The 26,429-nt window shown below is 41.7% G+C and carries 26 protein-coding genes; 18 read left to right on the forward strand and 8 right to left on the reverse strand.

The window, feature by feature from the left end; all coding sequences use genetic code 11:
• Positions 1–103: 103 nt before the first annotated feature.
• From yneA to acnA, 6 genes are all read left to right on the forward strand, one after another.
• The gene (gene yneA / locus NIE88_RS07795) at positions 104–415 is read left to right on the forward strand and encodes a cell division suppressor protein YneA (protein ID WP_253060790.1); all 312 of its coding nucleotides are present in this window, start codon (positions 104–106) and stop codon (positions 413–415) included.
• 336 nt (positions 416–751) lie between these two features.
• Positions 752–967: a YneF family protein gene (locus NIE88_RS07800; protein ID WP_253060792.1), complete on the forward strand. Its 216-nt coding sequence runs from the start codon at positions 752–754 to the stop codon at positions 965–967.
• Between the two features lie 326 nt (positions 968–1,293).
• Positions 1,294–2,463: an N-acetylglucosamine-6-phosphate deacetylase gene (nagA, locus tag NIE88_RS07805; RefSeq protein ID WP_253060794.1), complete on the forward strand. Its 1,170-nt coding sequence runs from the start codon at positions 1,294–1,296 to the stop codon at positions 2,461–2,463.
• A 2-nt stretch (positions 2,464–2,465) separates the two neighbouring features.
• Positions 2,466–3,206, forward strand: coding sequence for a glucosamine-6-phosphate deaminase (nagB, locus tag NIE88_RS07810; RefSeq protein WP_253060796.1), 741 nt, complete (start codon positions 2,466–2,468; stop codon positions 3,204–3,206).
• 4 nt (positions 3,207–3,210) lie between these two features.
• Positions 3,211–3,939 carry a GntR family transcriptional regulator gene (locus NIE88_RS07815; RefSeq protein WP_253060807.1) on the forward strand — a complete coding sequence of 243 codons (729 nt, stop codon included), beginning with the start codon at positions 3,211–3,213 and terminating at the stop codon, positions 3,937–3,939.
• A 224-nt stretch (positions 3,940–4,163) separates the two neighbouring features.
• On the forward strand, positions 4,164–6,872 hold the full coding sequence (gene acnA, locus NIE88_RS07820) for an aconitate hydratase AcnA (protein ID WP_309247025.1): 2,709 nt from the start codon (positions 4,164–4,166) through the stop codon (positions 6,870–6,872).
• A gap of 259 nt (positions 6,873–7,131) precedes the next feature.
• Here acnA and NIE88_RS07825 read toward each other — a convergent pair whose 3' ends face one another.
• Entirely contained in the window at positions 7,132–8,505 is a 1,374-nt protein-coding gene (locus tag NIE88_RS07825; protein WP_253060811.1) for a dipeptidase, read from the reverse strand.
• 201 nt (positions 8,506–8,706) lie between these two features.
• Between NIE88_RS07825 and NIE88_RS07830 the strand changes: the two genes are divergently transcribed.
• From NIE88_RS07830 to dat, 4 genes are all read left to right on the forward strand, one after another.
• Positions 8,707–8,826, forward strand: coding sequence for an FbpB family small basic protein (locus tag NIE88_RS07830; RefSeq protein ID WP_253060813.1), 120 nt, complete (start codon positions 8,707–8,709; stop codon positions 8,824–8,826).
• 137 nt (positions 8,827–8,963) lie between these two features.
• Positions 8,964–9,491, forward strand: coding sequence for a GrpB family protein (locus NIE88_RS07835; RefSeq protein WP_253060815.1), 528 nt, complete (start codon positions 8,964–8,966; stop codon positions 9,489–9,491).
• A gap of 15 nt (positions 9,492–9,506) precedes the next feature.
• Positions 9,507–10,286, forward strand: coding sequence for a GDSL-type esterase/lipase family protein (locus NIE88_RS07840; RefSeq protein WP_253060817.1), 780 nt, complete (start codon positions 9,507–9,509; stop codon positions 10,284–10,286).
• 97 nt (positions 10,287–10,383) lie between these two features.
• Positions 10,384–11,241, forward strand: a complete 858-nt coding sequence (gene dat / locus NIE88_RS07845) for a D-amino-acid transaminase (RefSeq protein ID WP_253060819.1) — start codon at positions 10,384–10,386, stop codon at positions 11,239–11,241.
• Positions 11,242–11,406: 165 nt separating this feature from the next.
• On the opposite strand, the gene tnpA is transcribed toward dat, so the two are convergent.
• The gene (gene tnpA / locus NIE88_RS07850; protein ID WP_253060823.1) at positions 11,407–11,892 is read right to left on the reverse strand and encodes an IS200/IS605 family transposase; all 486 of its coding nucleotides are present in this window, start codon (positions 11,890–11,892) and stop codon (positions 11,407–11,409) included.
• A 179-nt stretch (positions 11,893–12,071) separates the two neighbouring features.
• Positions 12,072–13,544, reverse strand: coding sequence for a glucose-6-phosphate dehydrogenase (gene zwf / locus NIE88_RS07855; protein ID WP_253060825.1), 1,473 nt, complete (start codon positions 13,542–13,544; stop codon positions 12,072–12,074).
• Between the two features lie 350 nt (positions 13,545–13,894).
• On the opposite strand from zwf, the gene cshA reads away from it, so the two are divergent.
• Entirely contained in the window at positions 13,895–15,343 is a 1,449-nt protein-coding gene (gene cshA / locus NIE88_RS07860) for a degradosome RNA helicase CshA (RefSeq protein WP_253060827.1), read from the forward strand.
• A gap of 183 nt (positions 15,344–15,526) precedes the next feature.
• Positions 15,527–15,754: an IDEAL domain-containing protein gene (locus NIE88_RS07865; RefSeq protein WP_253060829.1), complete on the forward strand. Its 228-nt coding sequence runs from the start codon at positions 15,527–15,529 to the stop codon at positions 15,752–15,754.
• A gap of 175 nt (positions 15,755–15,929) precedes the next feature.
• On the opposite strand, the gene NIE88_RS07870 is transcribed toward NIE88_RS07865, so the two are convergent.
• Complete coding sequence (locus NIE88_RS07870) at positions 15,930–16,847, reverse strand: DMT family transporter (protein WP_253060831.1); 918 nt, start codon at positions 16,845–16,847, stop codon at positions 15,930–15,932.
• Complete coding sequence (locus NIE88_RS07875) at positions 16,844–17,275, reverse strand: reverse transcriptase-like protein (RefSeq protein WP_253061089.1); 432 nt, start codon at positions 17,273–17,275, stop codon at positions 16,844–16,846. The genes NIE88_RS07870 and NIE88_RS07875 overlap by 4 nt, the downstream gene beginning before the upstream one ends.
• Positions 17,276–17,415: 140 nt before the next feature.
• On the opposite strand from NIE88_RS07875, the gene NIE88_RS07880 reads away from it, so the two are divergent.
• On the forward strand, positions 17,416–19,107 hold the full coding sequence (locus NIE88_RS07880) for a formate--tetrahydrofolate ligase (RefSeq protein WP_253060833.1): 1,692 nt from the start codon (positions 17,416–17,418) through the stop codon (positions 19,105–19,107).
• 118 nt (positions 19,108–19,225) lie between these two features.
• On the opposite strand, the gene NIE88_RS07885 is transcribed toward NIE88_RS07880, so the two are convergent.
• Positions 19,226–20,494: a BaiN/RdsA family NAD(P)/FAD-dependent oxidoreductase gene (locus tag NIE88_RS07885; protein WP_253060835.1), complete on the reverse strand. Its 1,269-nt coding sequence runs from the start codon at positions 20,492–20,494 to the stop codon at positions 19,226–19,228.
• A 237-nt stretch (positions 20,495–20,731) separates the two neighbouring features.
• On the opposite strand from NIE88_RS07885, the gene trhO reads away from it, so the two are divergent.
• Together trhO and NIE88_RS07895 are read left to right on the forward strand one after the other, a co-directional pair.
• Positions 20,732–21,670 carry an oxygen-dependent tRNA uridine(34) hydroxylase TrhO gene (gene trhO / locus NIE88_RS07890; protein ID WP_253060837.1) on the forward strand — a complete coding sequence of 313 codons (939 nt, stop codon included), beginning with the start codon at positions 20,732–20,734 and terminating at the stop codon, positions 21,668–21,670.
• Positions 21,671–21,778: 108 nt separating this feature from the next.
• On the forward strand, positions 21,779–22,453 hold the full coding sequence (locus tag NIE88_RS07895) for a type II toxin-antitoxin system HicB family antitoxin (protein ID WP_253060839.1): 675 nt from the start codon (positions 21,779–21,781) through the stop codon (positions 22,451–22,453).
• A 392-nt stretch (positions 22,454–22,845) separates the two neighbouring features.
• On the opposite strand, the gene tgl is transcribed toward NIE88_RS07895, so the two are convergent.
• A complete protein-coding gene (tgl, locus tag NIE88_RS07900; protein WP_253060841.1) occupies positions 22,846–23,646 on the reverse strand; it encodes a spore coat transglutaminase TGL in 801 nt (266 codons plus the stop codon).
• Complete coding sequence (locus NIE88_RS07905; protein WP_253060843.1) at positions 23,643–24,626, reverse strand: hypothetical protein; 984 nt, start codon at positions 24,624–24,626, stop codon at positions 23,643–23,645. The genes tgl and NIE88_RS07905 overlap by 4 nt, the downstream gene beginning before the upstream one ends.
• Positions 24,627–24,810: 184 nt before the next feature.
• On the opposite strand from NIE88_RS07905, the gene NIE88_RS07910 reads away from it, so the two are divergent.
• From NIE88_RS07910 to NIE88_RS07920, 3 genes are all read left to right on the forward strand, one after another.
• A complete protein-coding gene (locus NIE88_RS07910; protein WP_253060845.1) occupies positions 24,811–25,605 on the forward strand; it encodes a thymidylate synthase in 795 nt (264 codons plus the stop codon).
• Positions 25,602–26,087, forward strand: coding sequence for a dihydrofolate reductase (locus NIE88_RS07915; protein WP_253060847.1), 486 nt, complete (start codon positions 25,602–25,604; stop codon positions 26,085–26,087). Before NIE88_RS07910 ends, NIE88_RS07915 begins: the two co-directional genes overlap by 4 nt.
• A gap of 84 nt (positions 26,088–26,171) precedes the next feature.
• Positions 26,172–26,390, forward strand: coding sequence for a hypothetical protein (locus tag NIE88_RS07920; protein ID WP_253060849.1), 219 nt, complete (start codon positions 26,172–26,174; stop codon positions 26,388–26,390).
• Positions 26,391–26,429: the final 39 nt, after the last annotated feature.

A 26,429-nucleotide genomic window follows, 5' to 3' on the forward strand; every position in this document is an offset into this window, starting at 1 on the left:
GTTTGTTCTAAAATAAATATTGACACAAATATACGTTCGTAATAAAATGAATAAAACGAACAAACGTTCCTGGGAACGAACATTCCTACAAGGGGGAAATCAAATGAACACTCATGCAAATAATAAAACGAAGGGCATTTCTTTTATTGTATTGTTTTGTATTATGACAGTTATTCTTTTTTTTACTTTAACAAACACGGTTGCCGCTGATCAAAATAATTATGTCAAGATTACGGTAAAGTCAGGTGATTCATTGTGGTCAATCGCTACAACCTATCATGCTGATAATTCAAGACTTTCAAAACACGCATTTGTGGCCTGGGTCAAAGACAATAATGGTTTAGTGCGCGACCGAATTGTTCCGAATCAGAAACTGATCATCCCTGTAACGGCCCATCAATTAACAAAGCGCTAAAAATTGATGCTATAAAATTGGCAAAGAAAATATTTTATGCTATACTGTTATATAACAAGGGGGCGCAATTGGCAATGTACTGCTACAACTGCCTTTTCCCTTTTGATCTTTTATTTGTGATTTCGAAGTTCTATTCCATTAATGATTATCTTTATCATTAATGGCCATTTTTCATCCTCCTTCAGAAGAAAGCATTTCTTATTTTATAAGGATCGCTTTCTTTTTTTTACTGAAAATGTTGTGGGAACTTATGTTTCATGAGGATGAGGTTGACCTGAATTCGCGTGATAGTGTAAACTGAACTATGGACATTTGACACAAGGAGGAAGCAGACGCATGCTCTGGTTATACATACTCGTGGGCGTGATTTGCCTAGCAGCCGGATTGATCCTCGGCTTTTTGATCGCCCGTAGATATATGATGAATTATCTAAAAAAGAATCCGCCAATTAATGAAAATATGCTGCGTGTTATGATGGCTCAAATGGGTCAGCAGCCGTCGCAGAAGAAAATTAATCAGATGATGAAAGCGATCAATCATCAAATGAAATGAGTATTGAACCCCCATGAATTTAACTGTTTATGGGGGTTTTGCAATAGGAATTTAGTAGCGATAATTGACGCTCTGTTAGAGTAAGATAATCAAGCTGCTTTTACCGATGCAGCTCCTTTCTGCAGACAGTTTTGAAAGCGCTATAATATTTATGGAGTCGGTCGAAAAAACAAGCTCTATGAATGAGGGAAGCTCCCTGATTATATGAATGGAGGTCACAGAAGAAGAACACATCTTCGAAGAATATTAAATATTTTTTAACGTATAGATGTCTAGACATGTACTTCTAATAAGTGATAAAATAAAAGAAAAAAGGAAGCGATCACATGACGACTAAAATTGAAGGATGTTCTATTTACAGTAAAAATGAATGGTTGGAAAAAAGCAGCCTTCTGATCGACAAAGACAAGATTATCAGCATCGGTACAAGCGAAAGCCTGACGGTAGATCAAACACTGCAGTTCCCTTCAACCTACAAGTGTTTACCGGGCATGATTGATATGCACATTCATGGCGCAAACGGTGCAGATACTATGGATGCAACTCCTGAGGCATTGAGTACGATTGCTGCTGCGCTTGCTAAAGAGGGGACAACATCGTTCTTAGCGACAACGATTACGCAGTCTGTTCCATTAATTGAAAAAGCCTTAGTAAATGCCGGAGAAACAATCGGTCATCAGAAGCCGGGAGAGGCGGAAATTATCGGCATTCATTTGGAAGGACCATTTATTAATAAAGAAAAGACTGGTGCACAGCCTGAAGCGTATATTCTTGAACCCGACTCTGATCTGTTCGACCATTGGCAAAATCTGTGCGGGAACCGCATTAAGGAAGTGACGATGGCACCGGAAGTTAAAGGTGGATTAGATTTTATTCGTCATTTAAAAAAACAAAAGGTTATTGCATCAATTGGCCACACGAACGGTGTTGATGAGGACGTAATCCGGGCGATTGATGCAGGTGCGACACAAGTGACGCACCTGTACAATGGAATGAGAGGAATGCATCATCGCGAGCCGGGAATCCTTGGCGGGGCACTGCTGCATCATGATTTATACACTGAGTTAATTTGCGACGGACATCATGTATGTCAAGGGATGGTGAATCTTGCCTATAAATTGAAGGGCAGTGACCGAATGATATTGATCACCGATTCTATGCGTGCAAAATGCCTGAATAAAGGCGTTTACGATCTGGGCGGTCAAGACGTATTTGTTGATAACGGACTTGCTTTGCTTAAAGACGGTACGATTGCAGGCAGTGTATTAAAAATGAAGGATTCCTTGCGAAATATTCTCGCCTTTACTGATGCCACACTGAGCGATGTTGTACAAATGGGGGCAATTAATCCGGCACTTCAATGCGGTGTTTTTGATCGTAAGGGATCAATTGAGAACGGAAAAGATGCCGATCTGATTATTCTGAATGAACAAAATGAACTCGTGCTGACAATTTGTCGCGGCACGATTGCTTATCAAAAGAAAGAGGTGCATTAAGAATGCAAGTTATTGCCGTTAAGGATAAAAATGAAATGAGCCGAAAAGCAGCGGAATTAATTATAGAAACCGTTCGTCAAAAACCAAACGCCGTTCTTGGACTTGCGACCGGAGGAACTCCTGAAGGGACATACAGGGAACTTGTTGCCGATCATCGGCAAAACGGAACAAGTTATCAACAGGTAACGACGGTAAACCTTGATGAATATGCCGGTATTGATCCAAAGGATCCGAACAGTTATCACGCCTATATGGCAAGCCATTTTTTTAATCATGTTGATCTTCCTGAGAACCAGAGCTATCTCCCAAACAGCTTCGATTTGTCAGAGAAGGAATCCAAACGCTATGATGATTTGATCGCCAGTCTCGGAGGTGTCGATCTTCAACTGCTTGGAATCGGCCGCAATGGTCACATTGGATTTAATGAACCGGGGACCCCTTTAACAATTGGCACACATATAGTACAATTAACGGATTCAACACGTAAAGCAAACGCTCGTTATTTTGGAAGTCTCTCGGAAGTACCTGAGCGAGCCGTTACAATGGGTATCGGAACGATTTTAAAAAGCAAGAGAATTCTATTGATTGCATCCGGGGAGGAAAAAGCTGAGGCAGTGAGCAAGCTGGTTCACGCATCCAGACCAGACAGCAGCTTTCCTGCATCTGCGCTTACAGCGCATCCTGATGTTACCGTGATTGCCGATGAACCTGCATTATCTCTAATATCATTGAACAAGGATTGATAAAATGATTGACCGTAAATCCCCAGTACCGATGTATTATCAAATTGAACAATACATTGAGCAGTTGATTGAAAGCAGGAATTTGAAATCCGGTGATCAAATTCCTTCGGAACGAGAATTTACCGATCAATTTCACGTATCGAGAATGACTGTGCGGCAGGCTGTCATGAATTTGGTACATTCGGGTGTACTTGTCCGTATTAAAGGAAAAGGCACATTTGTTTCGAATCAGAACAAAATAGAAAAATCGCTGCTTGGATTAAACGGATTCTCAGAAGATATGATCAGCCGAGGAATGAAGCCCGGCAGCTTTATGATGAGTTTTGCTCGCATACGTGCAGCCGCCAAAGTAGCGGATCGTCTTGCATTAGACGAGCATGACGATGTCTTTGAGATCAAACGAACACGATTTGCCGATGACGAGCCAATGGCGATTGAAACCTCATACATTCCGGCTAAAATGGTGCCCGATCTAACAGAGGATCAAGTCAGTCCATCACTTTATCAATATATTGAACGGCAGTGCGGGCTTCCTTTTGATCATGCTGTTCAATCGATTGAAGCATCGGTGGTTACGGCTGAGGAAGCAAAGATACTGGCTATTCCAAAAGGTTCTCCAATTCTATTAATCGAGCGCTGTTCCTATTTAAAGAACGGACGTCCAATTGAATTGACAAAATCATTATTCCGAGCCGACCGTTATAAATTTATGGTGAAGCTTCCTAGAGGATAAGCATTTAATTGTGCTTATTCTTTTTTATTTAATATTAATACATCGTATGTAGGTTGGCGTTTATTGATGGACGAGCAAGTCATTATAGATAAGAAATACTTATCGATTAAATTCGATTAAATAAAATTTACTTAATCAAACAGTTCCTTTATGATTAAATTAGGGAATTATGTAAAAACAAACGGGATGGTGACAGCATGGAGGCAGCTGCAGAAACAAGGGCAATAACAAAAAATGATTTTTTCAATGCGCGCAACACATTTAAGAGCAATGGAAAAACGATTAATTTTTATCAATTGACTGCTTTGTCAAATTATGGAGATGTGGAGAGGCTTCCTTATTCAATAAAAGTTTTACTGGAGGCTGTTCTGCGGCAATGTGATGGAAAAGTGATCAAAAGAAAGCATGTGGAAAATTTAGCGAAGTGGGGAACGTCGAAACTCAATAAGAACATTGACGTTCCATTTAATCCTTCTCGGATTATTCTTCAGGATTTTACCGGTGTACCTGCGGTTGTCGATTTGGCTTCACTGCGCAAAGCAATGGCCGATTTAGGTGGGGATCCGGAAAAAATTAATCCGGAAAAACCGGTCGATTTGGTTGTCGATCACTCGGTTCAAGTTGACCAGTTTGGAACAAATCAAGCACTGCGTTTTAATATGGAGCGGGAATTTGAACGAAATGAAGAACGGTATAAATTTTTAAAATGGGCTCAATCCTCGTTTGAAAATTTTCGGGCGGTACCTCCTGCTACTGGCATTGTCCATCAAGTGAATCTTGAATATCTGGCTTCTGTTGTTCATGCGGTAGATGACGAAAATGGAGAACTAGTGGCATTTCCGGATACATTGGTCGGAACGGATTCGCATACGACGATGATCAATGGGTTAGGCGTTCTCGGATGGGGCGTCGGAGGTATTGAAGCCGAAGCAGGTATGCTCGGACAGCCATCCTATTTTCCGGTTCCCGATGTGATCGGTGTTCGAATTGTCGGCAGCCTCCCAGACGGAGCAACCGCCACTGATTTGGCGCTCCGAGTGACCCAGCTCCTGCGTGAAGAGAGTGTCGTCGGTAAATTTGTTGAATTCTTTGGTCCAAGTCTCTCTTATATGTCACTCGCTGATCGCGCAACAGTTTCCAATATGTCACCTGAAAACGGTGCAACGGCAACATTTTTCCCGGTAGACCAAGTCACTTTAGATTACTTACGTCTTACAGGGCGATCGGAAGAACAGGTCCAACTTGTAGAAGATTATTGCAAAGTAAACGGAATTTTCTACACACCAGAGGCAAAGGATCCTCATTTTACAAAGGTATTGGAGCTGGATCTGTCTGAAGTCCAATCGTCATTGGCCGGGCCAAAACGTCCGCAAGATCGAATTGCGTTAACTGGAATGAAGGATGAGTTTGAAGCCTCGTTAACTCGTCCTGCAGGAAATCGCGGATTTGGTCTTAAAAAAGAAGAATTGACTAAAACAGCCGATGCTGTGTTTACCGACGGATCAAAAGAAAAATTAAGTACAGGTGCTGTTGTCATTGCCGCAATTACGAGCTGTACGAATACAAGCAATCCAAGTGTTATGATTGGAGCCGGATTAGTTGCCAAAAAAGCGGTAGAAAAGGGATTAACCGTTCCGAAATATGTAAAGACGAGCCTTGCCCCAGGTTCTAAAGTAGTAACCGACTATTTGGAAAAGGCAGGACTTATTCCTTATCTTGAAAAATTAGGATTTAACGTGGTTGGTTACGGATGTACCACATGTATTGGAAATTCGGGACCGCTTCCGCAAGCAGTGGAGAAAGCAATCATTGATCAGGACCTCACTGTTTCTGCTGTTTTATCTGGTAACCGTAACTTCGAAGGACGTATTCATCCGCTGATTCGTGCCAACTATCTTGCTTCTCCGCCGCTTGTTGTGGCCTATGCCTTGGCAGGAACAGTTGATTTTGATATGGTACACGATTCATTTGGAAAAGACCAACAGGGAGCAGATGTTTTCTTTAAAGACATCTGGCCGTCAAGCGACGAAATAGAAGAAGTCATGAACCGTTCCGTTGGACCTGAAAGTTTTAAGAAGGAATATAAACGTGTTTTTATTGAAAATGATCGTTGGAACGCCATCCAGACAAGCGAAGGAGAGCTGTATGAATGGGATAAGGAATCTACCTATATTCAAAATCCGCCTTTTTTTGAAAATCTTTCTGCAGAATTAAATCAGATTAAACCGCTTGAAGCCATGCGAGTTATTGGAAAATTCGGCGACTCGGTGACAACCGACCATATTTCACCGGCCGGTTCAATTGCACCTAAAAGTCCTGCAGGACAGTATCTGCTGGAGAAAGGTGTTAAGATCTACGACTTTAACTCGTACGGTTCCAGACGGGGCAACCATGAAGTCATGATGCGCGGTACGTTTGCAAATGTGCGGATTCGTAATCAAATTGCCCCGGGCACAGAAGGTGGCTATACAACCTACTGGCCGACTCATGAATTGATGCCGATCTACGACGCTGCGATGAACTACAAAAAAAACGGTACGGACTTGGTTGTACTGGCAGGCAAAGATTACGGTATGGGGAGTTCAAGAGATTGGGCAGCAAAAGGAACCAATTTATTAGGAATTAAAGCAGTTATTGCACAAAGTTATGAGCGGATTCATCGAAGTAATCTGGTGATGATGGGGGTACTTCCTTTGCAATTCAGTAAAGGACAAAGTGCTGATTCACTTGGATTGACCGGAGAAGAAGCCATCACTGTCTCAATAGACGAAAATGTAAAACCTGGTGATTCCGTTCAGGCAAAAGCAGTAACCTCTGATGGCGGAGCAATTGGATTTGACGTGATTGTTCGTTTCGACAGTGAAGTTGAAATTGATTATTATCGCAATGGCGGCATTCTCCAAACCGTTCTCAGAAAAAAACTTGCTGAATAATTTATTTTCACTCAATGTATCATTTGTTCAGAATGGGGCAAAATAGTGAGCGAAGGAGTTCATTTAGTGCCTTCAGACATTCGGATTTTTTTCGAGGGAGTGGGTTCCGTTGGAAAGATCTATGATTGATCCCATGGTCTTCACAAAGTTCTTTTTTTAAAGGATTTCCGGAAAAGATTCGATTTGGATGAAAAAACTTCATATGACTTCTTCAACAAAAAAGAGGCTGTCCTTTTTAAAGGACAGCCTCTTTCAATGATTAATTCATTTGCTTCGGTAGATCAAATAGGAAAGCGATCAGTGCGCACATGCCGCGGTCAAAATTCTGCAAGTGAAAATGCTCATTCGGCGCATGAAAATTTTCACTGTCTAACCCAAAGCCCATGAGTATCGGGGCAAGACCCAGCTTGTCATGAAATGTAGTGACAATCGGGACAGATCCGCCCTGCTGAGAAAGAATTGCTTTCGTGTGAAACGCTTCTTCGAGGGCATTATGTGCAGCTTTGAGAGCCGGATGATCAATGGGCATGCTGAATGGTTCTGCATGATCCATCAATTCAGCATTCAACTTAACACCGGCAGGAAGATGTTCTCTGAGATGCTTTTTGATCAGAGCACCAATGAGTGCCGGATCCTGATCAGGAACAAGTCTGCATGTGATTTTTGCCGTTGCTGTCGAAGGAATAACCGTTTTTAAACCCTCACCCTGGAATCCACCGAAGAGACCATTTAATTCTAATGTTGGCCGCGACCATATACGTGCGACAGTAGAATATCCTTCTTCACCATATAAAGAGGAAACATCAAGTTCCTTTTTTAATGCTTCATCATCAGACAACGTTGCACACGTGATTCGTTCTTCCTCGGGAAGTGGTTTGACTTGATCATAAAATCCATCGATGGTAACATGTCCTTTTTTATCATGCAGGCTGCCCAGAAGTTCAATCATTGCGTGGAGGGTATTTTGAACAGCACCTCCATATACGCCTGAATGCAGATCACTTTTGGGACCTTGAAGACGAACTTCGAGCCCGCAGATTCCGCGAAGTGCGTAGCTTACGGCCGGCTGATCCATACTTATCATCGTAGTATCTGAAACAAGCAGGACATCGGCTTTAAGCAAATCAAGATGATGATCAACGAAATCATCAAGATGTGCACTGCCGATCTCTTCTTCACCTTCGAAGCAGAATTTAAGATTAACTGGCAACTCTCCTCTTGCTTCAAGGATGACTTCAGCCATTTTTGCAAGCATAAATACCTGTCCTTTATCATCGCTCGTTCCGCGCCCATAAATAATATTATCCTTGATGACCGGTTTAAATGGATCTGTGTTCCATTTGTCAATCGGATCGACAGGCTGTACGTCGTAATGCCCATAACATAAAACGGTCGGCTTGTCCTGAGCTTTAAGATAATCTGCGTAGATGACCGGATGTCCTGCCGTTTCCATAATCTGCACATGTTCAAGTCCACCTTTTGTTAAATCGGTGGCAAGCCATTGTGCAGCCTTCCTCATATCTGCATGATGCGTTGGATCGGAACTGATGCTTGGAATTGAAAGAAATTCAATCATTTGTTTTAAGTATCGATTTCTATTTTTTTGCAAGATATCGTCGATTTGCTGATCCACGGAAAAGCCTCCCTTATTAAAATAACTTCTCTATTGTAGCAGATTGATTCAGTGTAAGACAAAGTGACAATTTGATGTGTTTGAAAAAATAAATTTTAGGCAATAATACGCATATAACAAAAGATTCACATAATTTACGCTTATTCAAAAAGATATGGTAAACTAATATAAATGATGGATAAGCAGAAAGGTGGGCTTGAGATGAGAAAACGAGATAGCATAAAAGAATTGATACAAAAAAACAAGTCTGAAATTCTCAGAGATGAGAAACTTTTAGAAAAAATTGAAGTAAAGATCGACAATAGACATGCTGTCAAGTAAGGTACGGAAAAATGATAACGGATTCAATACGACAGTAAATAAAAAAACAGCGTTCATTCGCTGTTTTTTATTTTTCCTTAGGATTCCTATGTTAAAATAATTACTGTTCTTTTCATGTGAGTTTAGGAGTGAAAAAGATGGCACAAAAAGAAATTCAAGTCGTTCCCTATAACGAGGGCTGGGTAAACGAATATAAAAGAGAAGCTGCACGTATCGCACCTATTATCGGAGCAAATTTGCATGCAATTCATCATATTGGAAGCACAGCAATCCCCGGAATAGCCGCTAAACCGACAATTGACATTCTTGCCGAAGTGCAACGTTTGGACAATGTTGATCCTATCCAAACAAGATTTTCAAGATTAGGTTATGAGTCATTTGGCGAGTACGGTATTCGCGGACGCAGGTATTTTGTGAAAAAAGATGGGCTGGGAAATCATTTGATTCATCTTCATGTATTTGAAGAGAATACGGAAAATGTCATCAGACATTTAGCTTTTCGCGATTATCTGAAAACGCATGATGATGATGCAGCTTTTTACGGCCAATTAAAGCTCGAGCTGGCTAAGCAATTTGCTGATGATCGCGAAAGCTATTCAATAGGGAAAAGCGAAGCATGCAAACGAATTGAGCAGATTGCTCTGCAATGGTGGTATGATGCATAATGCGAGGTAAGAGGGGTGCAGGCTATTAAAAAGAGAGTTATTTACAGTGTTGTTGCACTATTAGCGGTTATTGTCATATCCATTCCACTATTTTTCCTGTATTTTGAAAAGAGTACTACACCGCAAAAAAAACCGGAACTGTTGAACTATAAAATCGTTGCATTGGGCGATTCATTGACAGAAGGAATAGGAGACCTGGAAAATCAAGGCTATGTGGGGGCAACATATAAAGCACTTAAGAAAAAGAAAAATGTTAAGCATGTAATAATACGGGATTTAGGGCATCAAGGCGACACATCCTCAGACCTGTTGAAAAAATTAAAACAGCCTAAATTTATTGAATCAATTAAGGAATCAAATACGGTATTCCTGACGATTGGCGGCAATGATCTTGTTCATGTTTTTAAACAACATTTTCTTAACCTTCGTCAAAGTGATTTTACAAATCAGCGCAAGATTTTTTCATCGAATTTGAAGAAAATATTGCATGAAATCCGTCAGTTGAATCCGGATGCGCCTATCTATTATTTTGGTCTCTATAATCCGTTCGAAGATTATTTGGGAAAAGCGAATAAAGACTTTGTTCCGATTCTCAATGAATGGAATGCAAACAGCAAACAGATCGGCAAAAATTTTGAACCCATCTCTTTTGTGCCGACCAGCGATCTGTTTAAAGGAAAAACCGACAGTCTGCTCTATGATGATCACTTTCATCCCAATAAAGAAGGCTATGCAAAAATGTCTCAACGTTTGCTTCAGTATATTAATAAAAGTAATGCGAATAAACAGCACTGATCAATACGTTCCCATGAATAAGACAATGGACAAGGGATTGTCGGTTTCTCAGCGGGAGCATATAATCAGATTATAAAGTATTGAGGGGGAACCGGGAGTGGCAATTGTATTATATCAAGATCAGTTTATTGATCGCGATCAAGCAAAAGTTGATATTGAAGACAGAGGCTACCAATTTGGCGACGGCATTTACGAGGCATTGATGGTTTACAGCGGTCGTATTTTTCTGTTGGAACCTCATATGAAACGTCTTGAACGCAGTGCACGTGAGCTTGACTTAGCCTTACCCTACAGTACTGACCATATTATTGAAAATATAAAAAAATTAATTGAACTGAATCACCTTGATGACGGTGTCGTTTATTTTCAAATCACACGAGGTGCGGCTGCTCGCCAGCATTTCTTTCCGGAAAATACGCCTGCAGTCATTACCGGCACGGTCGCTGGAAAAATACGCGATTTGTCTAAAAGACCTCAAGGAATAAAAGCGATTCTTGCTGATGATATTCGCTGGCTCCGCTGCGATATTAAAACACTTAATTTGCTGGGTAACGTGCTTGCAAAACAGAAAGCACATGCATCGGGCGCTGGCGAAGCAATTCTGCATCGCGAGGCAATAGTTACTGAAGGATCTTCGAGTAATGTGTTTATTGTTAAAGATGGAACATTAGTGACACATCCTGCCGATCATTATATCTTGAATGGAATTACACGACTTTTTGTTTTTGATCTTGCTAAAAAGATGAATATTCCGCTCGCCCAGCGAGAATTTACAGTTGATGAATTACTTGATGCAGATGAAGTGTTTATTACAAGTACAAGCAATGAGGTAAATCCGGTGCTTCAGATTGATGACCGCTTGATCAATGGCGGAGAGCCAGGCCGAATCGAAAAGAAACTGATCGATGCTTACGACGCAGAAGTGGAAAGGATTCGTGCTGTACCGTTCGTATAAATCATTTATTTCGGACAACTGAATAGACGGTCATAATCAAAACCACCCGTGTGAACGGGTGGTTTGTTCTGCGGCTGAAAGCCTTTGTTACTGGCCAGCCCTTAAAAGGGCACCGAGGCGTCCGCCAACCGCACTACTTCCCCGGCACCCCTAAAAGGGGGACTTCTATTTTTTCTTTTTTTTGCGTTTGACCTCTTCTCCAGTAAACGGATCAATATGTTCAAACATACTTAATTGCTCTGCGACTACATCCTCTTGTATCTGGTTGCGAATGTATTCTGCAACCACTTTCTTATTTCTTCCTACTGTATCCACATAGTATCCCCTGCACCAAAATTTTCGATTTCCATATCGGTATTTCAAGTTCGCATGTCGATCAAAGATCATTAAACTGCTTTTTCCTTTGAGATAGCCGATAAAAGCTGCAACGCTTATCTTGGGCGGTATACTGACCATCATGTGTATGTGATCTTTACAGGCTTGGGCTTCGATAATTTCTACACCTTTTCGCTCACTTAACTGTCTTAAAATCATGCCTATATCTTTTTTAAGCTTTCCATAGATAATTTGTCTTCGGTACTTTGGCGCAAAAACGATAGGATACTTACAATTCCATTTTGTATGTGCTAAACTACTTACATCAGATGGCATTAAAAAGTCTCCCTTTGGCTGATAAATTTGGTTGGCGAACCAAGATTTATCTTAACACGAGGTGAGGCTTTTTTTGATACATCGCCTGAAGCTCTCCGGAACCCTAGGCATAGCCTAGGGGTTTCAAAACATAAAAATAAAAACGTGCCTCGCTAAATGCGAGACACGTTTTTTCATAATCATTCCATATGCATGATCGGCCACCAATGATGTCCGTTCTTTTCAAGTAGTTCATCTGCGGAAGCTGGCCCCATTGACCCGGCTTCATAATAGTCAACAGGAACTCGGCGTTCTTTCCAAGAATCAACAATTGAATCAATGATCTCCCACGAATAGGCAACCTCATCCCATCGCGTGAAATTTGTGGAATCGCCCTTGATACAATCAGCCATGAGCCTCTCATAAGCATCTTGCATGTTTTCCATAGCCAGCTCATTGTTACGAAATTTGAGCGAAATTGGAATTGTGTTACCCGTTTCGCCGGTCTCTTTTACATTTAATTTAAGCGAAAGTCCTTCATCCGGTGAAATATAAATCACAAGCAGATTTGGTCCGACGTGATTTATATTATGAAAATAAGGGTTCTTCGGCAATTTCTTAAATTGTATAACAATTTGGGTGGATTTTTCAGCAAGGCATTTCCCTGTACGGATATAAAACGGTACCCCTTGCCAACGATAATTATCAATTAAAAATTGAGCCGCAACAAAAGTTTCGGTATCTGAATCGCTACTAATGTTGTCCTCATCCAAATAGGCTCTCAGTTTCTTGCGGTCAGGAGTTATCCCCCTAGAATACTGACCGCGAACAATTTGCTCGACGACATTGTTAATATGCATGGGGCGGATTGCTTTCAATACCTTGACCTTTTCATAACGCACATCATTCGTTTCAAATCGGACAGGCGGCTCCATTGCAATGAGTGTCAAGAGCTGCATGATATGATTCTGAACCATGTCCAGCAGCGCGCCGGTTTGATCGTAATAATTGGCACGGTCTCCGACACCCAGAGTTTCACTGAGCGTTATTTGAACATTTGAGATGTAACGCCGGTTCCATATCGCTTCAAAAATAGGATTTGCAAAACGCAGTACTTCGATATTTTGAACCATTTCTTTGCCGAGATAGTGATCAATTCGGTAAATCTCTCTTTCGTTAAATGCATGAAGCAGGCTCTCATTTAATTCTTGAGATGATTTAAGGTTATGGCCAAATGGTTTTTCAATAATCAGCCGCTTCCAACCCGAAGTTGTTGACAGACCGGACTTTTTTAAATTTTGTGCTGCCTGTGCAAAATAACATGGGGCAAGAGAAAGGTAGAAAATTCGATTTCCATGCAGTTGGTAGCGTTCGTCAAGCTCATCACAAAAACTTTTTAAAGCATCAAAATTTTCCGGGCGTGTAATATCGAGTCGCCGATAATAAAAACGTGTTAGAAAATGTTTGCGCGGCCCAGCCTCCGAAGGAAGCGAATCATTAATTAAATCTCGAAAAGATTCATCTGTGTGTGCACGGCGAGCCAGTCCGATTACTGCAAATTCCTGATCTCTGGTATAAAGTCGATAAAGAGCTGAATAAAGTTTTCTTCTGGCCAAATCGCCTGTCGCTCCGAAAAGAAAAATTAACACCGGCTCTTTTGACGTTTCAATCATTATTGATTTCCCTCGTTCCTCGTTCATTATGCTTAAATGTTATCACACTTTTTGATTAATGTGCTACACTTTATTCCTGCTTCGTTTGAAATGAATGTGAACATTGGCTATTATTGGCGGATTATAAAGGTTTCAATCTGTTTTTAAGGTGCGTCCATTGCATTTCATGTCTGTACATGTTATGGTGAATTTATGTGTTTAGGTAATCATAGGGATGGAAGAGGTTTACTTTTGAAAACAATGATGAAATCTCGTTCAATGTTTAGTAGGCATTTTCCGTCCGCCGCGGGGAATGCCTAATCATTTGCTTGATAAAACTAAACAGGATAAAAAGGAGATAGTACAGCTTAATGAAATTTTCAGAACTTAAAATTAGTGAAGAAATCAAAAAGGCAACCGAAAGAATGGGGTTTACAGAAATGACCCCTATTCAAGAGCAGGCGATTCCGGTTGCTGAAACTGGTGTGGATTTAATCGGTCAAGCACAAACCGGCACAGGAAAAACGACTGCTTTCGGTATACCAATGATTGAGGCGGCGGATCCTCATAATTCGGACATTCAAGGTGTGGTCATCACACCTACGCGTGAACTTGCGATACAGAATGCTCAAGAGCTTAGTGCTTTAGGTTTTTATAAGAAGGTTAGAACAGTCGCCATTTACGGAGGGCAGGATATTCAAAGACAGATTCGCGATTTGAAAAGACGGCCAAGCATCATTTCCGCAACACCGGGACGCTTACTCGATCATATTAAAAGACGGACGATCCGTTTGGATCAAATTAAAATGATCGTGCTCGACGAAGCAGATGAAATGCTGAACATGGGCTTTATTGAAGACATTCATGAGATTTTGGAGAGCACCCCGCAAAATCGTCAAACGCTGCTGTTCTCAGCAACGATGCCGAGACCAATCCAGTTGCTGGCAGAAAAATTTATGCACGAGCCGCAGAAGGTACAGGTCAAAGCAAAAACGCTGACAGTGTCTTTAATTGAGCAGAATTATGTAAAGCTCAGAGAGAATGAGAAGTTTGATGCGCTGACCCGTTTTCTAGACATTCAGACTCCCGAACGGGCCATTGTTTTTGGACGTACAAAGCGCCGGGTTGATGAATTAATGAGGGCTTTGCAAAAGCGCGGTTATGAAGCAGAAGGTATCCATGGCGATCTAACACAATCAAAGCGTGATCTTGTACTTCGCCGCTTTAAGCAAAATGAAGTAAAACTTCTGATTGCCACCGATGTTGCAGCGCGCGGTCTTGACATTAGCAATGTAACACATGTGTACAATTTTGATCTTCCCCAAGATCCGGAAAGCTATGTACACAGAATCGGACGTACCGGACGTGCCGGCAAAACCGGTATGGCACTTACGTTCATTACACCTAGTGAGTTTCCTCACCTTCGTTCCATTGAACGCTTGACAAAGCAGCCGATGAAACAGATTAATGCACCAAGCTATGAAGAAGCGCTGGTTGGTCAACAGAAATTAGCGATTGATCATTTAAAGGAAGCACTTGAGTCCGGAAATTATCATGCTTACGCTTCAAAAGCCCAAGATCTGCTTGACGACTTTGACGCCGTTGATCTTGTGGCTGCTGCGTTAAAGCTTATTACTAAGGAACCGGATACGACACCGGTACGGCTAACACGGGAACAGCCGCTGATGGTAAAGCGTTCATCCGGCCGTCAACAACGGGGCGGAAAAGGGAGAAGCTCATACCACTCTCGCGAACGGGATCGTCGCCAAGGTAATAATAATTATCGTGGAAGAAGCAAGCAAAAATCGCAACGCTATTAATTAATTGTACTGATCATTTAGAAAGAGCTTAGATAGCTCTTTCTTTTTTCGTTTTGCAGCAATTTGTTAATCACCTCCAATTTAATCAAATAATTTGAAAAGTAGAAAGAAATCGAACGCAAATGGTTGTAACTTTCAGAAAAGTAGTGTAGAATAATAAAAAGTGCAAAGGGGGCAATAAAGATGAACAATGATCACTCTTTCCAGGATAATACGAAGGCGCTTGTTGTATACAAAGAGCAGCAAGCGAAGGTCTCAGTTGTCGAAATGTATGCCCAGATGATCCTTGATGAACTGGAATTCAATCAAAAAGTGAAAAATTTACGCGAGAAGATTGATGAAAGCTTGGATTCAAGGAACGAAGCACTCTTTATGAAGCTCACTACGGAATATACGGCATTGACTCGCTGATAATAGGTGCGAGCAGTTTTAATAAAAGGAGACGAATGATGGTCGTCGGTCAGGGGTGAACGGAGCATCTTTTCCTCCACATCATTCATTTGTTTTCACAAATTGATAATAATAATAAAAAAACGGACTTTTTGAGTCCGTTTTTTTATTTGCTTCAAGAAGTGATTGGTGAAACCTAGTGCTGTTTTTCCATAGTTCTCCTGCCGACGGGCCATTCGGCAAGAAACATCCCAAGCAGAATAAGCAGTGATCCAGTTAATTCACTCGGACCGAAATGAGCATCTTGGATCAGGACAGAGGTCCAGGCAGCAAATACAGGTTCCATAATATAAATGATTCCGACATGAGTTGCAGGTGTTTCCTTTTGCAAGCTTGTCTGAAAGAGAAATGCGAGCGCAGTCGCAAACAATGACATGAAAAGAACAACGATAATTACGTCGCCCTGAAGCAGAATATGCAAATTAAAAGCTTTTCCGCCTTCAAAAACGTAACCGGTAATAAAAGCAAATAAAGCGACAAAAGCAAGCTGAACAATGGTTAGTGACAGACTATTATATTGCTCTGTCACCTTTGCTGTAAAAATAATATGCAGTGCAAAGGTGACAGCACTGACCAAGACGATTACATCGCCCTTGTTAAGAGAAAACTGACCTTTTGTAGTCAGAAAAAACAGGCCAACAGCGGCAAACAGTACACCAATGACCGCTGCTTTATGCGGTACACTTCGTAATAAAATTGCTGAGAAAATCGGAACAAGTACAACACTTAATCCAGTAATGAACGCAGCATTGGAAGCGGATGTATAAAGAAGGCCAATGGTTTGGCATACATAACCTGCAAACAAAAAAATGCCCAGAAGCGCCCCCGAACCAATTAATTTCCAACTGTAGAGATTAATTGTTGTCTTGCGTTTCTTAGAAGTGAATAATTGCCACAGGGCAAGGAAAAGAGCAGCGAATAAAAATCGCCAGGCATTAAAGGTCAATGGTGACAGTTGGTTAAGAATATTTTGCACAATAATGAACGTTGTACCCCATACAAAAGTAATTCCCAGTAAAGCAGAATCAGCGAAAAGTACACGTTTAAGTGTCATGAATCAGCCTCCTTTTTTGGTTTTAGTTTTGCGCTCATCTGTTTTTGGATAGCGAGTCGAGCAAGCGCATCGGCGTTTTTATTTTGCTTGTCGGGAATCCATTTGCAGAAGAACAGATCGAAATGATCAATTAAAGACAGGGCTTCATTCAGATAGGGAATAAACAGCTTGTTTTTTACATGGTGTTTTTCCAAGGCTTCATTGACAAGCTGTGAATCGGTACGAAATGAAACCGTTCTGTAACCCATTTCAAGCGCGCAATGCAGCGCGGCAACGGAGGCAGCAAATTCCGCCTCGTGATTGCTGGTAAGTACACCGAATGGAAGCGAACGCCGAATTTCTTTTCCATTTCCTTCATTTATGTATATCCCGCCTCCTGCAAGACCCGGATTGCTGGTTGCAGCACCGTCAAATGAAACCTCAATCACATCGTTCACCGTCCTTTCCACGCATCTAAATTTGTCACGTGAAATCGTATCCTGTCATTTTAGCTTCGCTCACATTATGTTATCATAATAAAGAAAAAATGGCTGGACAATTTTATTATTGGATGGGTGATTAAAAGAAAATGTCAGAAACATCAAAAATGGTAAAATCGGACATTGAAATAGCTCAAGATGCGCTTCTCAAACCGATTGGCGAAATCGCCGCTCAACTGGGCTTGGACGAAAATGACTGGGAACCTTACGGACGTTACAAGGCTAAGGTATCTGCAAATACGCTGAATAAAATGAGCGATTATCCCGAAGGCAAGGTTATTTTGGTAACTTCAATCAATCCTACGCCGGCCGGTGAAGGAAAATCAACAGTTACGGTTGGACTGGGACAAGCATTGAATAAGATTAATCGAAAAGCAGTGATTGCGCTTCGTGAACCATCTCTTGGGCCAACGATGGGTGTGAAGGGTGGAGCAGCCGGTGGAGGGTATGCTCAAGTCGTGCCAATGGAAGATATAAATCTTCATTTTACCGGTGATTTTCATGCGATTACAACGGCTCATAATGCCTTGGCCGCTTTTCTAGATAATCATATCCATCAAGGAAATGCACTGAATATTGATCCGCGCCGGATTGTATGGAAACGGGTACTTGACTTAAATGATCGTGCACTCAGACATGTGATCGTTGGTCTGGGTGGTGTCGCAAATGGCGTGCCTCGCGAAGATGGCTTTGATATTACGGTAGCATCGGAAATCATGGCAATACTCTGCCTTTCAGAAAACCTTGATGATTTGAAGACAAGGCTTGGCAGCATGCTGATTGCCTACACCTACGAACGAAAACCAGTATTTGTCCGAGACTTGAACGTTGAAGGTGCACTGACACTGCTTCTTAAAGACGCCATTCACCCGAATCTGGTTCAAACCTTGGAAAATACGCCGGCATTCGTCCATGGCGGTCCATTTGCCAATATCGCTCATGGCTGCAACAGTGTTCTCGCTACAAAAATGGGGGCAAAACTAGGCGATTACGTGATTACGGAAGCAGGATTTGGTGCAGATTTAGGGGCGGAAAAGTTTCTGGATATCACGACGCGTGCAGGACATTTCAAACCAAGCACTGTAGTAATTGTTGCAACCATTCGTGCGTTGAAGATGCATGGCGGGATGACCAAGGATGAATTAAAGCATGAAGATATTGACGCACTGGCACATGGTATGGAAAACCTTGCCTGCCATATTGATACGATTAAATCCTTTGGCCTGCCCTACGTTGTGGCAATCAATCACTTTATTTTTGATACGGATCGTGAAGTCGCTTATGTTGAAAATTGGTGCCGCGCACATAATCATCCGGTGGCCTTGGCAAATGTTTGGGAACATGGCGGAGAAGGCGGTAAGGAACTTGCACAATTGGTTGTCGATACCATTGAAAACCAAGAGAATCATTTTAAGCCGTTGTACAAACTGACGGATTCTATTGAAGAAAAAATTCAAACCGTTGTTACAAAGGTTTACGGCGGTAAGGCTGTTGACTATTCTTCAAAAGCAAAGAAACAAATAAAAGCATTTATAAAAAATGGTTGGGATCAATTTCCTGTATGCATTGCAAAAACACAATACTCATTATCAGACAATCCGAAATTACTTGGTAGGCCGAAAGACTTCACCATTCATGTTCGTGAGCTGAAAGTAGCGGTCGGCGCAGGATTCATTGTCGTCATGACGGGAAATGTATTGACCATGCCGGGCTTGCCGAAACACCCGGCAGCCTTGAATATGGACATTGATCAGAATGGAAAGGTAATTGGTTTATTTTAATTACTGTTTACTATAAGGTTTCTAAAAAATCCAGCGCCTGTCTTGGCACTGGATTTTATATTTAACACATTTCATGGACATGGCCAATTTTAAGAGGAAGCTAGCTTGTCCGGCTATCTTATTTATGTTTACATGTATGTTCAGCTGCAGCCGCTCCTGCTGCATGACCGGTAACAAATGCAGCGGTAATATTGTACCCCCCGGTATAACCGTGAATGTCGAGAATTTCTCCGCAAAAATACAGACCGGGCATTTTTTTGGATTCCATGGTTTTAGGGCGCACCTCTTTAAGTGAAACGCCGCCCCCGGTAATGAATGCTTTTTCGATAGGCAAAGTGCCTGAAACACGGACTGGAAATCGTTTTAATGCTTCTGTCATTTTTCGAACATCTTCTTTAGACAGTTCGTGAAAATTCCGATCCGGTGATAATTGAATCTGTTCAAGAAGAAACATCAAGTACCGTTCTGGAACGATACCCTTCCAGACATTTTTTAGTGTTCTTTTCGGATTGGATTCAGTTAACTTCAGCAACTGGCTGTACAGCGCATTCATGCTCTGATCAGGTTTACTGTCAATCGTAACGATAACTTCTGTTGTGGCAAACTTTTTTAACGCCTTAACGACAAATTGGCTTAATCGCAGAATTGCGGGTCCTGACAAACCAAAATGAGTAAAGATCATATCCCAGCGGTGGGACTGAATGGGTTTTCCTTTTGGATTTAACAATGTTACAACAACATCTGATAGAGTAAGCCCTTGAAGCATCTTTTGTTGAATAAAGGGTTCTGTTGATGTTAACGGAACCTCGGTAGGATAGAGATCAGTAATTGTGTGACCAGCCGCCTTTGCCCATGCGTAACCATCTCCAGTACTTCCAGTTTGTGGAACGCTTCTACCTCCGACAGCAACAATAACCGAATGTGATGAGAATTTTTTCCCATCCACCGTTTTGACTCCTTCGACGCGGTCGGAATAAAGAACGGCTTGTATAGAGGTGCCCGTTTTCAGAATGATTTTTAAATCTTCCATGCGCTTTATGAGCGCATCGACTACTGATTTTGCACTGTTGGAAACGGGAAACATCCGTCCATGATCTTCCTCCTTCAAACCGACGCCAAGCTGATCAAAAAAGCGGATTATATCTTGATTGTTAAATGATGAGAAGGCACTGTATAAGAATCTGCCGTTCCCTGGAATGTGCTTAATTAACTCATCAATTGGCATTGCGTTTGTGACATTGCAGCGGCCGCCGCCTGAAATTGCTAATTTTCTTCCTAATTTATATCCTTTTTCGAGCAGCAGAACATGAGCACCATATTCTGCTGCGATAATTGCTGCCATTAATCCTGAAGGTCCTCCGCCTACAACAATCACATCATAATCCATCATTAATTCCTCACTTTAACCTTTTTCCTAACGTAACTTTAACAGAATGTAGATAACATTTCACCCTTTTGAACGATGCAGTTCATACGCTGCGTAAAGTTGCGAATTTGTACGATTTAAACTAAGTTGATTAGTAGTGTGATGTTTGTCATAGAAAATTAAATCTGATAGGATAAACAAAGAAAAACTGACTTTTCATGTGGCAAAAAGCAGTTGACAATAAATGGGGTGAATCAATTGACAGAAGAAAAGCCATTTCGCGTATTACTCTACTATCATTATGTGGACATTGGTGATCCACAGCAGTTTGCAGAGAAACAGTTGCATTTTTGCAATGAGCTTGGCCTTAAAGGGCGTATCCTCGTTGGCAAGGAGGGCTTGAATGGAACAGTGTCCGGACCTGTGGAACAAACGCAGAAATATATGGATACCCTTCATCAGGATCAGCGATTTAAGGATATGCCTTTTAAAATTGATGAGACAGACGGACATGTATTTAAAAAAATGCATGTACGGCCGCGCAAGGAAATTGTTGCGCTAAAATTAGATGAAGATATTGATCCGCATAAACTGACAGGAAAACATTTAAAACCAAAAGAATTCTATAAAGAAATGCAGAATGAAGATGTGCTTCTCATTGATGCGCGGAATGATTATGAAACACAGATCGGTCATTTTCAAAACGCAATACTGCCGAATATCCACAATTTTAGGAGCCTGCCTGAATGGATTGAAAGAAATTTGTCAGGTTGTAAAGATAAAAAAGTGCTGACCTATTGTACCGGTGGTATTCGTTGCGAGAAATTCAGCGGATATTTGCTGCGTGCAGGTTTCAAAGATGTCAGTCAGCTTGACGGCGGCATTGTGGAATATGGAAAAGATCCCGAAGTTCAGGGAAAGCGCTATGACGGGAAATGCTATGTATTTGATCAGCGTATTTCCGTCTCGGTTAATCGAACCGACAAAGATGTAATCATCGGGCATTGCATCCATTGCGGCAAGTCATGCGACCGAATTGTGAATTGTGCGAATCCGGAATGCAATAAGCAAATAATTTGTTGCGAGGAATGTGAGAAAGCACACCATCGTTCATGCAGCGATGCCTGTTACCATCATCCAAGAAATCGTTATTCCTCAGAATGTGATACTAAACCGGAGCAGGAAGCAATGGTATAACATGGAAAAGAATCGAATGTTTGTTCGATTTTTTTTGGAGATAAACACGTATTAACTATGTTCTTTACACGTGTAAAATACGTGTTATAATTAGTGAGAGGTGATTAAATGAGTAAAGATCAATATATCTATCCGGCACTTTTTACAAATAATGCGGAGCGGTTGACGATAACTTTTCCCGATTTACCCGACTGCTCAGCAGAAGCACAGAATGTTGAGGATGGATTTGCGCGTGCCAAGGAAGCCCTTGCATTATTTATTTATGCGCTGGAGGAAAAAGGAGAGCAGCCGCCTGATCCTTCAGAGGTAACCGCTATCCATACTGAGCAAGATCAACTGGTAACGCTTATTGAAACATGGATGTCGCCATTTCGAAAAAAGATGGAAAATCAAGCAGTGAAAAAGACACTGACCATACCTAAATGGCTGGATGATGCTGCCAAGGAAGCGGACTTGAACTATTCACGGATTTTGCAGGATGCTTTAAAAGAGGAGCTTAACTTGGATGAAGGTGATCGTTCTTTTTCCGTTCAAGACAAATTAAATAAGCAACTAAAAAAAGTGAAGAAGAGTTTGAAGGATTTATCTAAAATACGTGTGCATGTCAACATGGCAAATGATGATGAGCAGATCAAAGAGGAACCTATCTCTGAAACGGTTAAGAAAGAAATTGAGCACGTGAAACAAGAATTAAATGAAGTTGCCGATCGTCTGAAAAGCTCTGAGGAATATCAACGATTGAATGAAAAGATTAATCGAATTCTGGAAAAATTAAATCGATGAATTGTGAAAAGAAGAGCCTGTAGCGGCTCTTTTTTTGTCTGGGTATTATTACCTCTACTCTGACAGCCATTGCCGTATCGTTTACAGCGGAGCAAATGAAAAGAGCAGTTACGGCAACAAATCAATTTTTCCGCAGCATTTGACAAACAATCAGTACCGCTTTCTTCGTATGTATTTTAATGTCCAGAAAGCGAGTGCAATTTATGAAAAAAGTAGTGCAAATGATTTAATTAAATCAACTTGTCCATTCTTATGGTCACGAACAGCTGCAACCATCGTGCTGCACGTGTTGCAGGGGGGCTTATGCCAAGCGTCCATCATCTGTTTACAATATTCATGTTTTTGGCTTTGTCCCTGTATTGCGGTACTGCTGCAAAGCAGTTGCACAAACATCAAAAAGTATAAAATGATGTTCCGGCGGCAATACGGATACCATCCATCTGTGTGCCGTCAGCGAGTGCGGACAGCGCTAAATAATTAGGCCGTGTCGCGTTGCTCATAAGAAAAGCGGAGATCGTTGCACCTGGACGCCGATATTGATTTAATTCTGCAATCATTTGATTTGCAGGCAGGATACCAACGCCATGACCGAAATACATGCCATCAGACAAATCAACGACATTTTCTCCTTGCCACTGTGGTGTCTGTGGGCTGACATCCGGATTTTTAAAATAGCGTACATCACCTGGAATGCCTTCACCGACACGCGGCGTGTTTCTTAGTGGGAAAAAAGGGTGATTCTGCCAATCCCATAAGTAGAGATGCTGGAAAACTTCGTTAAATCGTTCTGCAGGAATTGTATCAATTAATGCTTTGTAGAAAATGATCATCATTGCCGTTGCACATTCGAATGCATAGGCTTCGCCGTTAACAAAAATATCATTAACTGCTTGTGATGCCGGTACTCCCGGCTTTAGCTCAAACCCGCCGTCTCCTGTCAAGGTCCAATAGTAATCATTGCATTCCGAATAATAGAAAGTCGCAAAGGATGCACGGCTAGCCAGAAGCGCATGCGCGGCTTCAATCGTTTCATTTCTCAGTTTAATTTCAAAATTCAGTTCATGTCGTGACGGATAGGCAAACCACTCGTGAGACTCCGCCATCGCTCTGAAGATTACTGGTGCGAATCTGCCGTTTGCGGCGAAGCTCCCATAATCATCGGCTGAGAGCTGCTGGTTTGCTGCAATAATCATAGATAGTACCCCCCATGCGCAGCAGTGTTTATCGATTGAAGCTGTTCATTAAGCGGCTGAATCACCCAGGAACGCCAAATTTTCGGCTGTTGTTTTCTTAACCTGATTGAGTATGCGGACAAACTCGTTTGCAGACGGGGCGGTAATTTAAGAAAATCGAAATAATTCTTTTTTTCGTTGGGCAAAAGTGCTTGAATCGGTTCACCGCTGCGGGGAGAGACCGTTTTTCCAAGATATTTTGCACTATAGTGAATTCTGTATGGGCGTCCTCCGGGAACGGCATCGTTTGTTTCGCCTGTATATACTAAATAGTGAGCGTTTTCTTCATACCAAGTCTCAAAAGCGAGCAGCGCCGATTGATTATCAAGAGAATGGCGAACTTCTGGAATAAAGGCAAGCATTTTGCGTGCGTAATTGCTTTCCACGGACTGATCGGATAAAAAATAGTTTGATAGATATACAAGACATAGAGGATTAGCCGTCTCCCACATAGCGCTGATCAAATAATGGCGCTGGCTTTTATTTTTGTAGCGGTATATGACCAGATCCACCATTCCCTTAAGCCAGTTTTCATGATACGTATGCAGAAGATTGATGGCTGTTTGATCAATGACTTGTGTGTAGTCGGTTGATACAATATTTTTCCATCCGGTATTCAGTATCCAATACATTGATTCAACTACTTCATCGTGCTGGTCAGCAAATGAAGCAGGATGGTTGTTCCCTAAATCTGCACCATGGAGCACATTACGTATTTGTGCTAAAGCGATACGTGCACGTGCGGTGAGCTCCTCACCACGTGTTTCAATTTGATCGCGGAGCATGAAAAGAACTGGGAATTCCAAACCGGGATCATTGATCATGGTGAATGCTTTCTCTTGATCGTTTTGGCAGAGTTGATTCCATTCATTGATGAGGGTGTCAGGCTGCTGCCGCCTCAACTTGTTTAATGGATTGTTCTGCTGTTTTTCAGCGCTCAATCGTGATCCCTCCAATGTAGTAAGGTAGTAGCCTTGTAACAAGCTTATGAATGTATAAATGAATTATTCGTGCGTCTCACCATGTATTCAGAACGTTCAGCAGTGGAAGCGCAGGAAATACAATTTCTGTTTCGAAATGATTATGTTAAACTAAGGATTAGTAATCGAAAAGCGGGGGATCTCAGTGGAACAATATTTAAATCTTTGCCGTAAAGTACTGACTGACGGTCATGAAAAAAGTGATCGGACCGGCACGGGTACAATCAGCATCTTTGGCTATCAGATGCGTTTCAATCTGCAAGACGGGTTTCCATTAATGACGACAAAGAAACTGCACTATAAATCAATCATTTATGAACTGCTTTGGTTTCTCAGAGGCGATACAAATATCAAGTATCTGCAGGAACACGGCGTTCGGATATGGAATGAATGGGCGGATAAGAATGGCAATCTTGGCCCGGTCTACGGCCATCAATGGCGTTCTTGGCCAGGAAAGAACGGAGAAACAATTGATCAAATAACCAACGTGATCAATGAAATTAAAAAAAATCCGGATTCCCGTCGGCTGATTGTCACAGCATGGAATCCATTAGACATACCGAATATGGCGCTGCCTCCATGCCACTGCTTGTTTCAATTTTATGTTAATGACGGACGGCTGAGCTGCCAGCTCTATCAGCGCAGCGCAGATCTCTTTCTCGGTGTGCCGTTTAATATTGCTTCCTATGCGCTTTTAACGCACATGATTGCCCATGTTACAGGGCTTAAAGTTGGCGAGTTTGTACATACATTTGGAGATGCTCATATTTATCTCAATCACCTGGATCAGGTAAAAACGCAGCTTAGCCGCAAGCCTCGAGGACTTCCCAAGCTCGTTATTAAACGTGAAGTACCGTCAATCTTTGATTTTGATTATGATGATTTCAATTTTATTGGCTATGATCCGTATCCCGCAATTAAAGGCGAGGTGTCGGTATGATTTCCTTTTTGCTTGCGATGGATCAAAATCAGCTGATCGGCAGAGATAATCAATTGCCATGGCATCTTCCCTCCGATATGCGCTATTTTAAGCAGACAACGATGGGGCATCCTGTTATTATGGGTAGAAAGACATATGATTCCATTGGGAAACCGCTTCCCGGACGGGAGAACATTGTCTTAACACACAATCCAGAATTTAGTCAAAATCAAGTCACTTGTTTCTTATCTGTAGAGGAATTTTTGCGAAGCGGCTCGGCGTATGGCCGTGAATGTTTTGTTATCGGTGGGGCGGGTATTTTCAAAGCTTTTTTGCCCTATGCGGATCGTCTCTATATAACTCATGTTGATGCGGAATTTGAAGGGGACACATACTTTACTGGTTTTATAAGGCAAGAGTGGCGTTTAATACGGAGTACAGATGGGATTATTGATCGAAAAAATCGATTTCCTCATACATTCTGTGTCTATGAACGTGCCTGACTAAGGACAGTCATGTAATCATCAACACTCACCTCTTTTCTCAGTATGCATAAACTGTTAAAAAGAGTGACGGAGTTGATAAAAATGATCATTTCATGGCTTCAGCTTTTGCTTTTTTATGGATTAATCGGATTGATCATGGGTTCTCTGTTAGGCCTGCTCCCGTTCTGGCGCGTGTGGCAAACCAAACATTTTGCCGCCTTCTTTATATTTTTAATTGCATGGCTCCCTATTGTTGTTCTTGCGTTAATCTGTGCTCCGCTGGCAAATCGATTTCGTTCCCTGCAGAGCAGTGACTGCTGAAGGGAGGCTCCTATTGGGGGGGCCTCTTGTTTTGCGCGC

This window comes from Sporolactobacillus shoreicorticis, assembly GCF_024125445.1.
Classification (GTDB): Bacteria; Bacillota; Bacilli; order Bacillales; family Sporolactobacillaceae; genus Sporolactobacillus; species Sporolactobacillus shoreicorticis.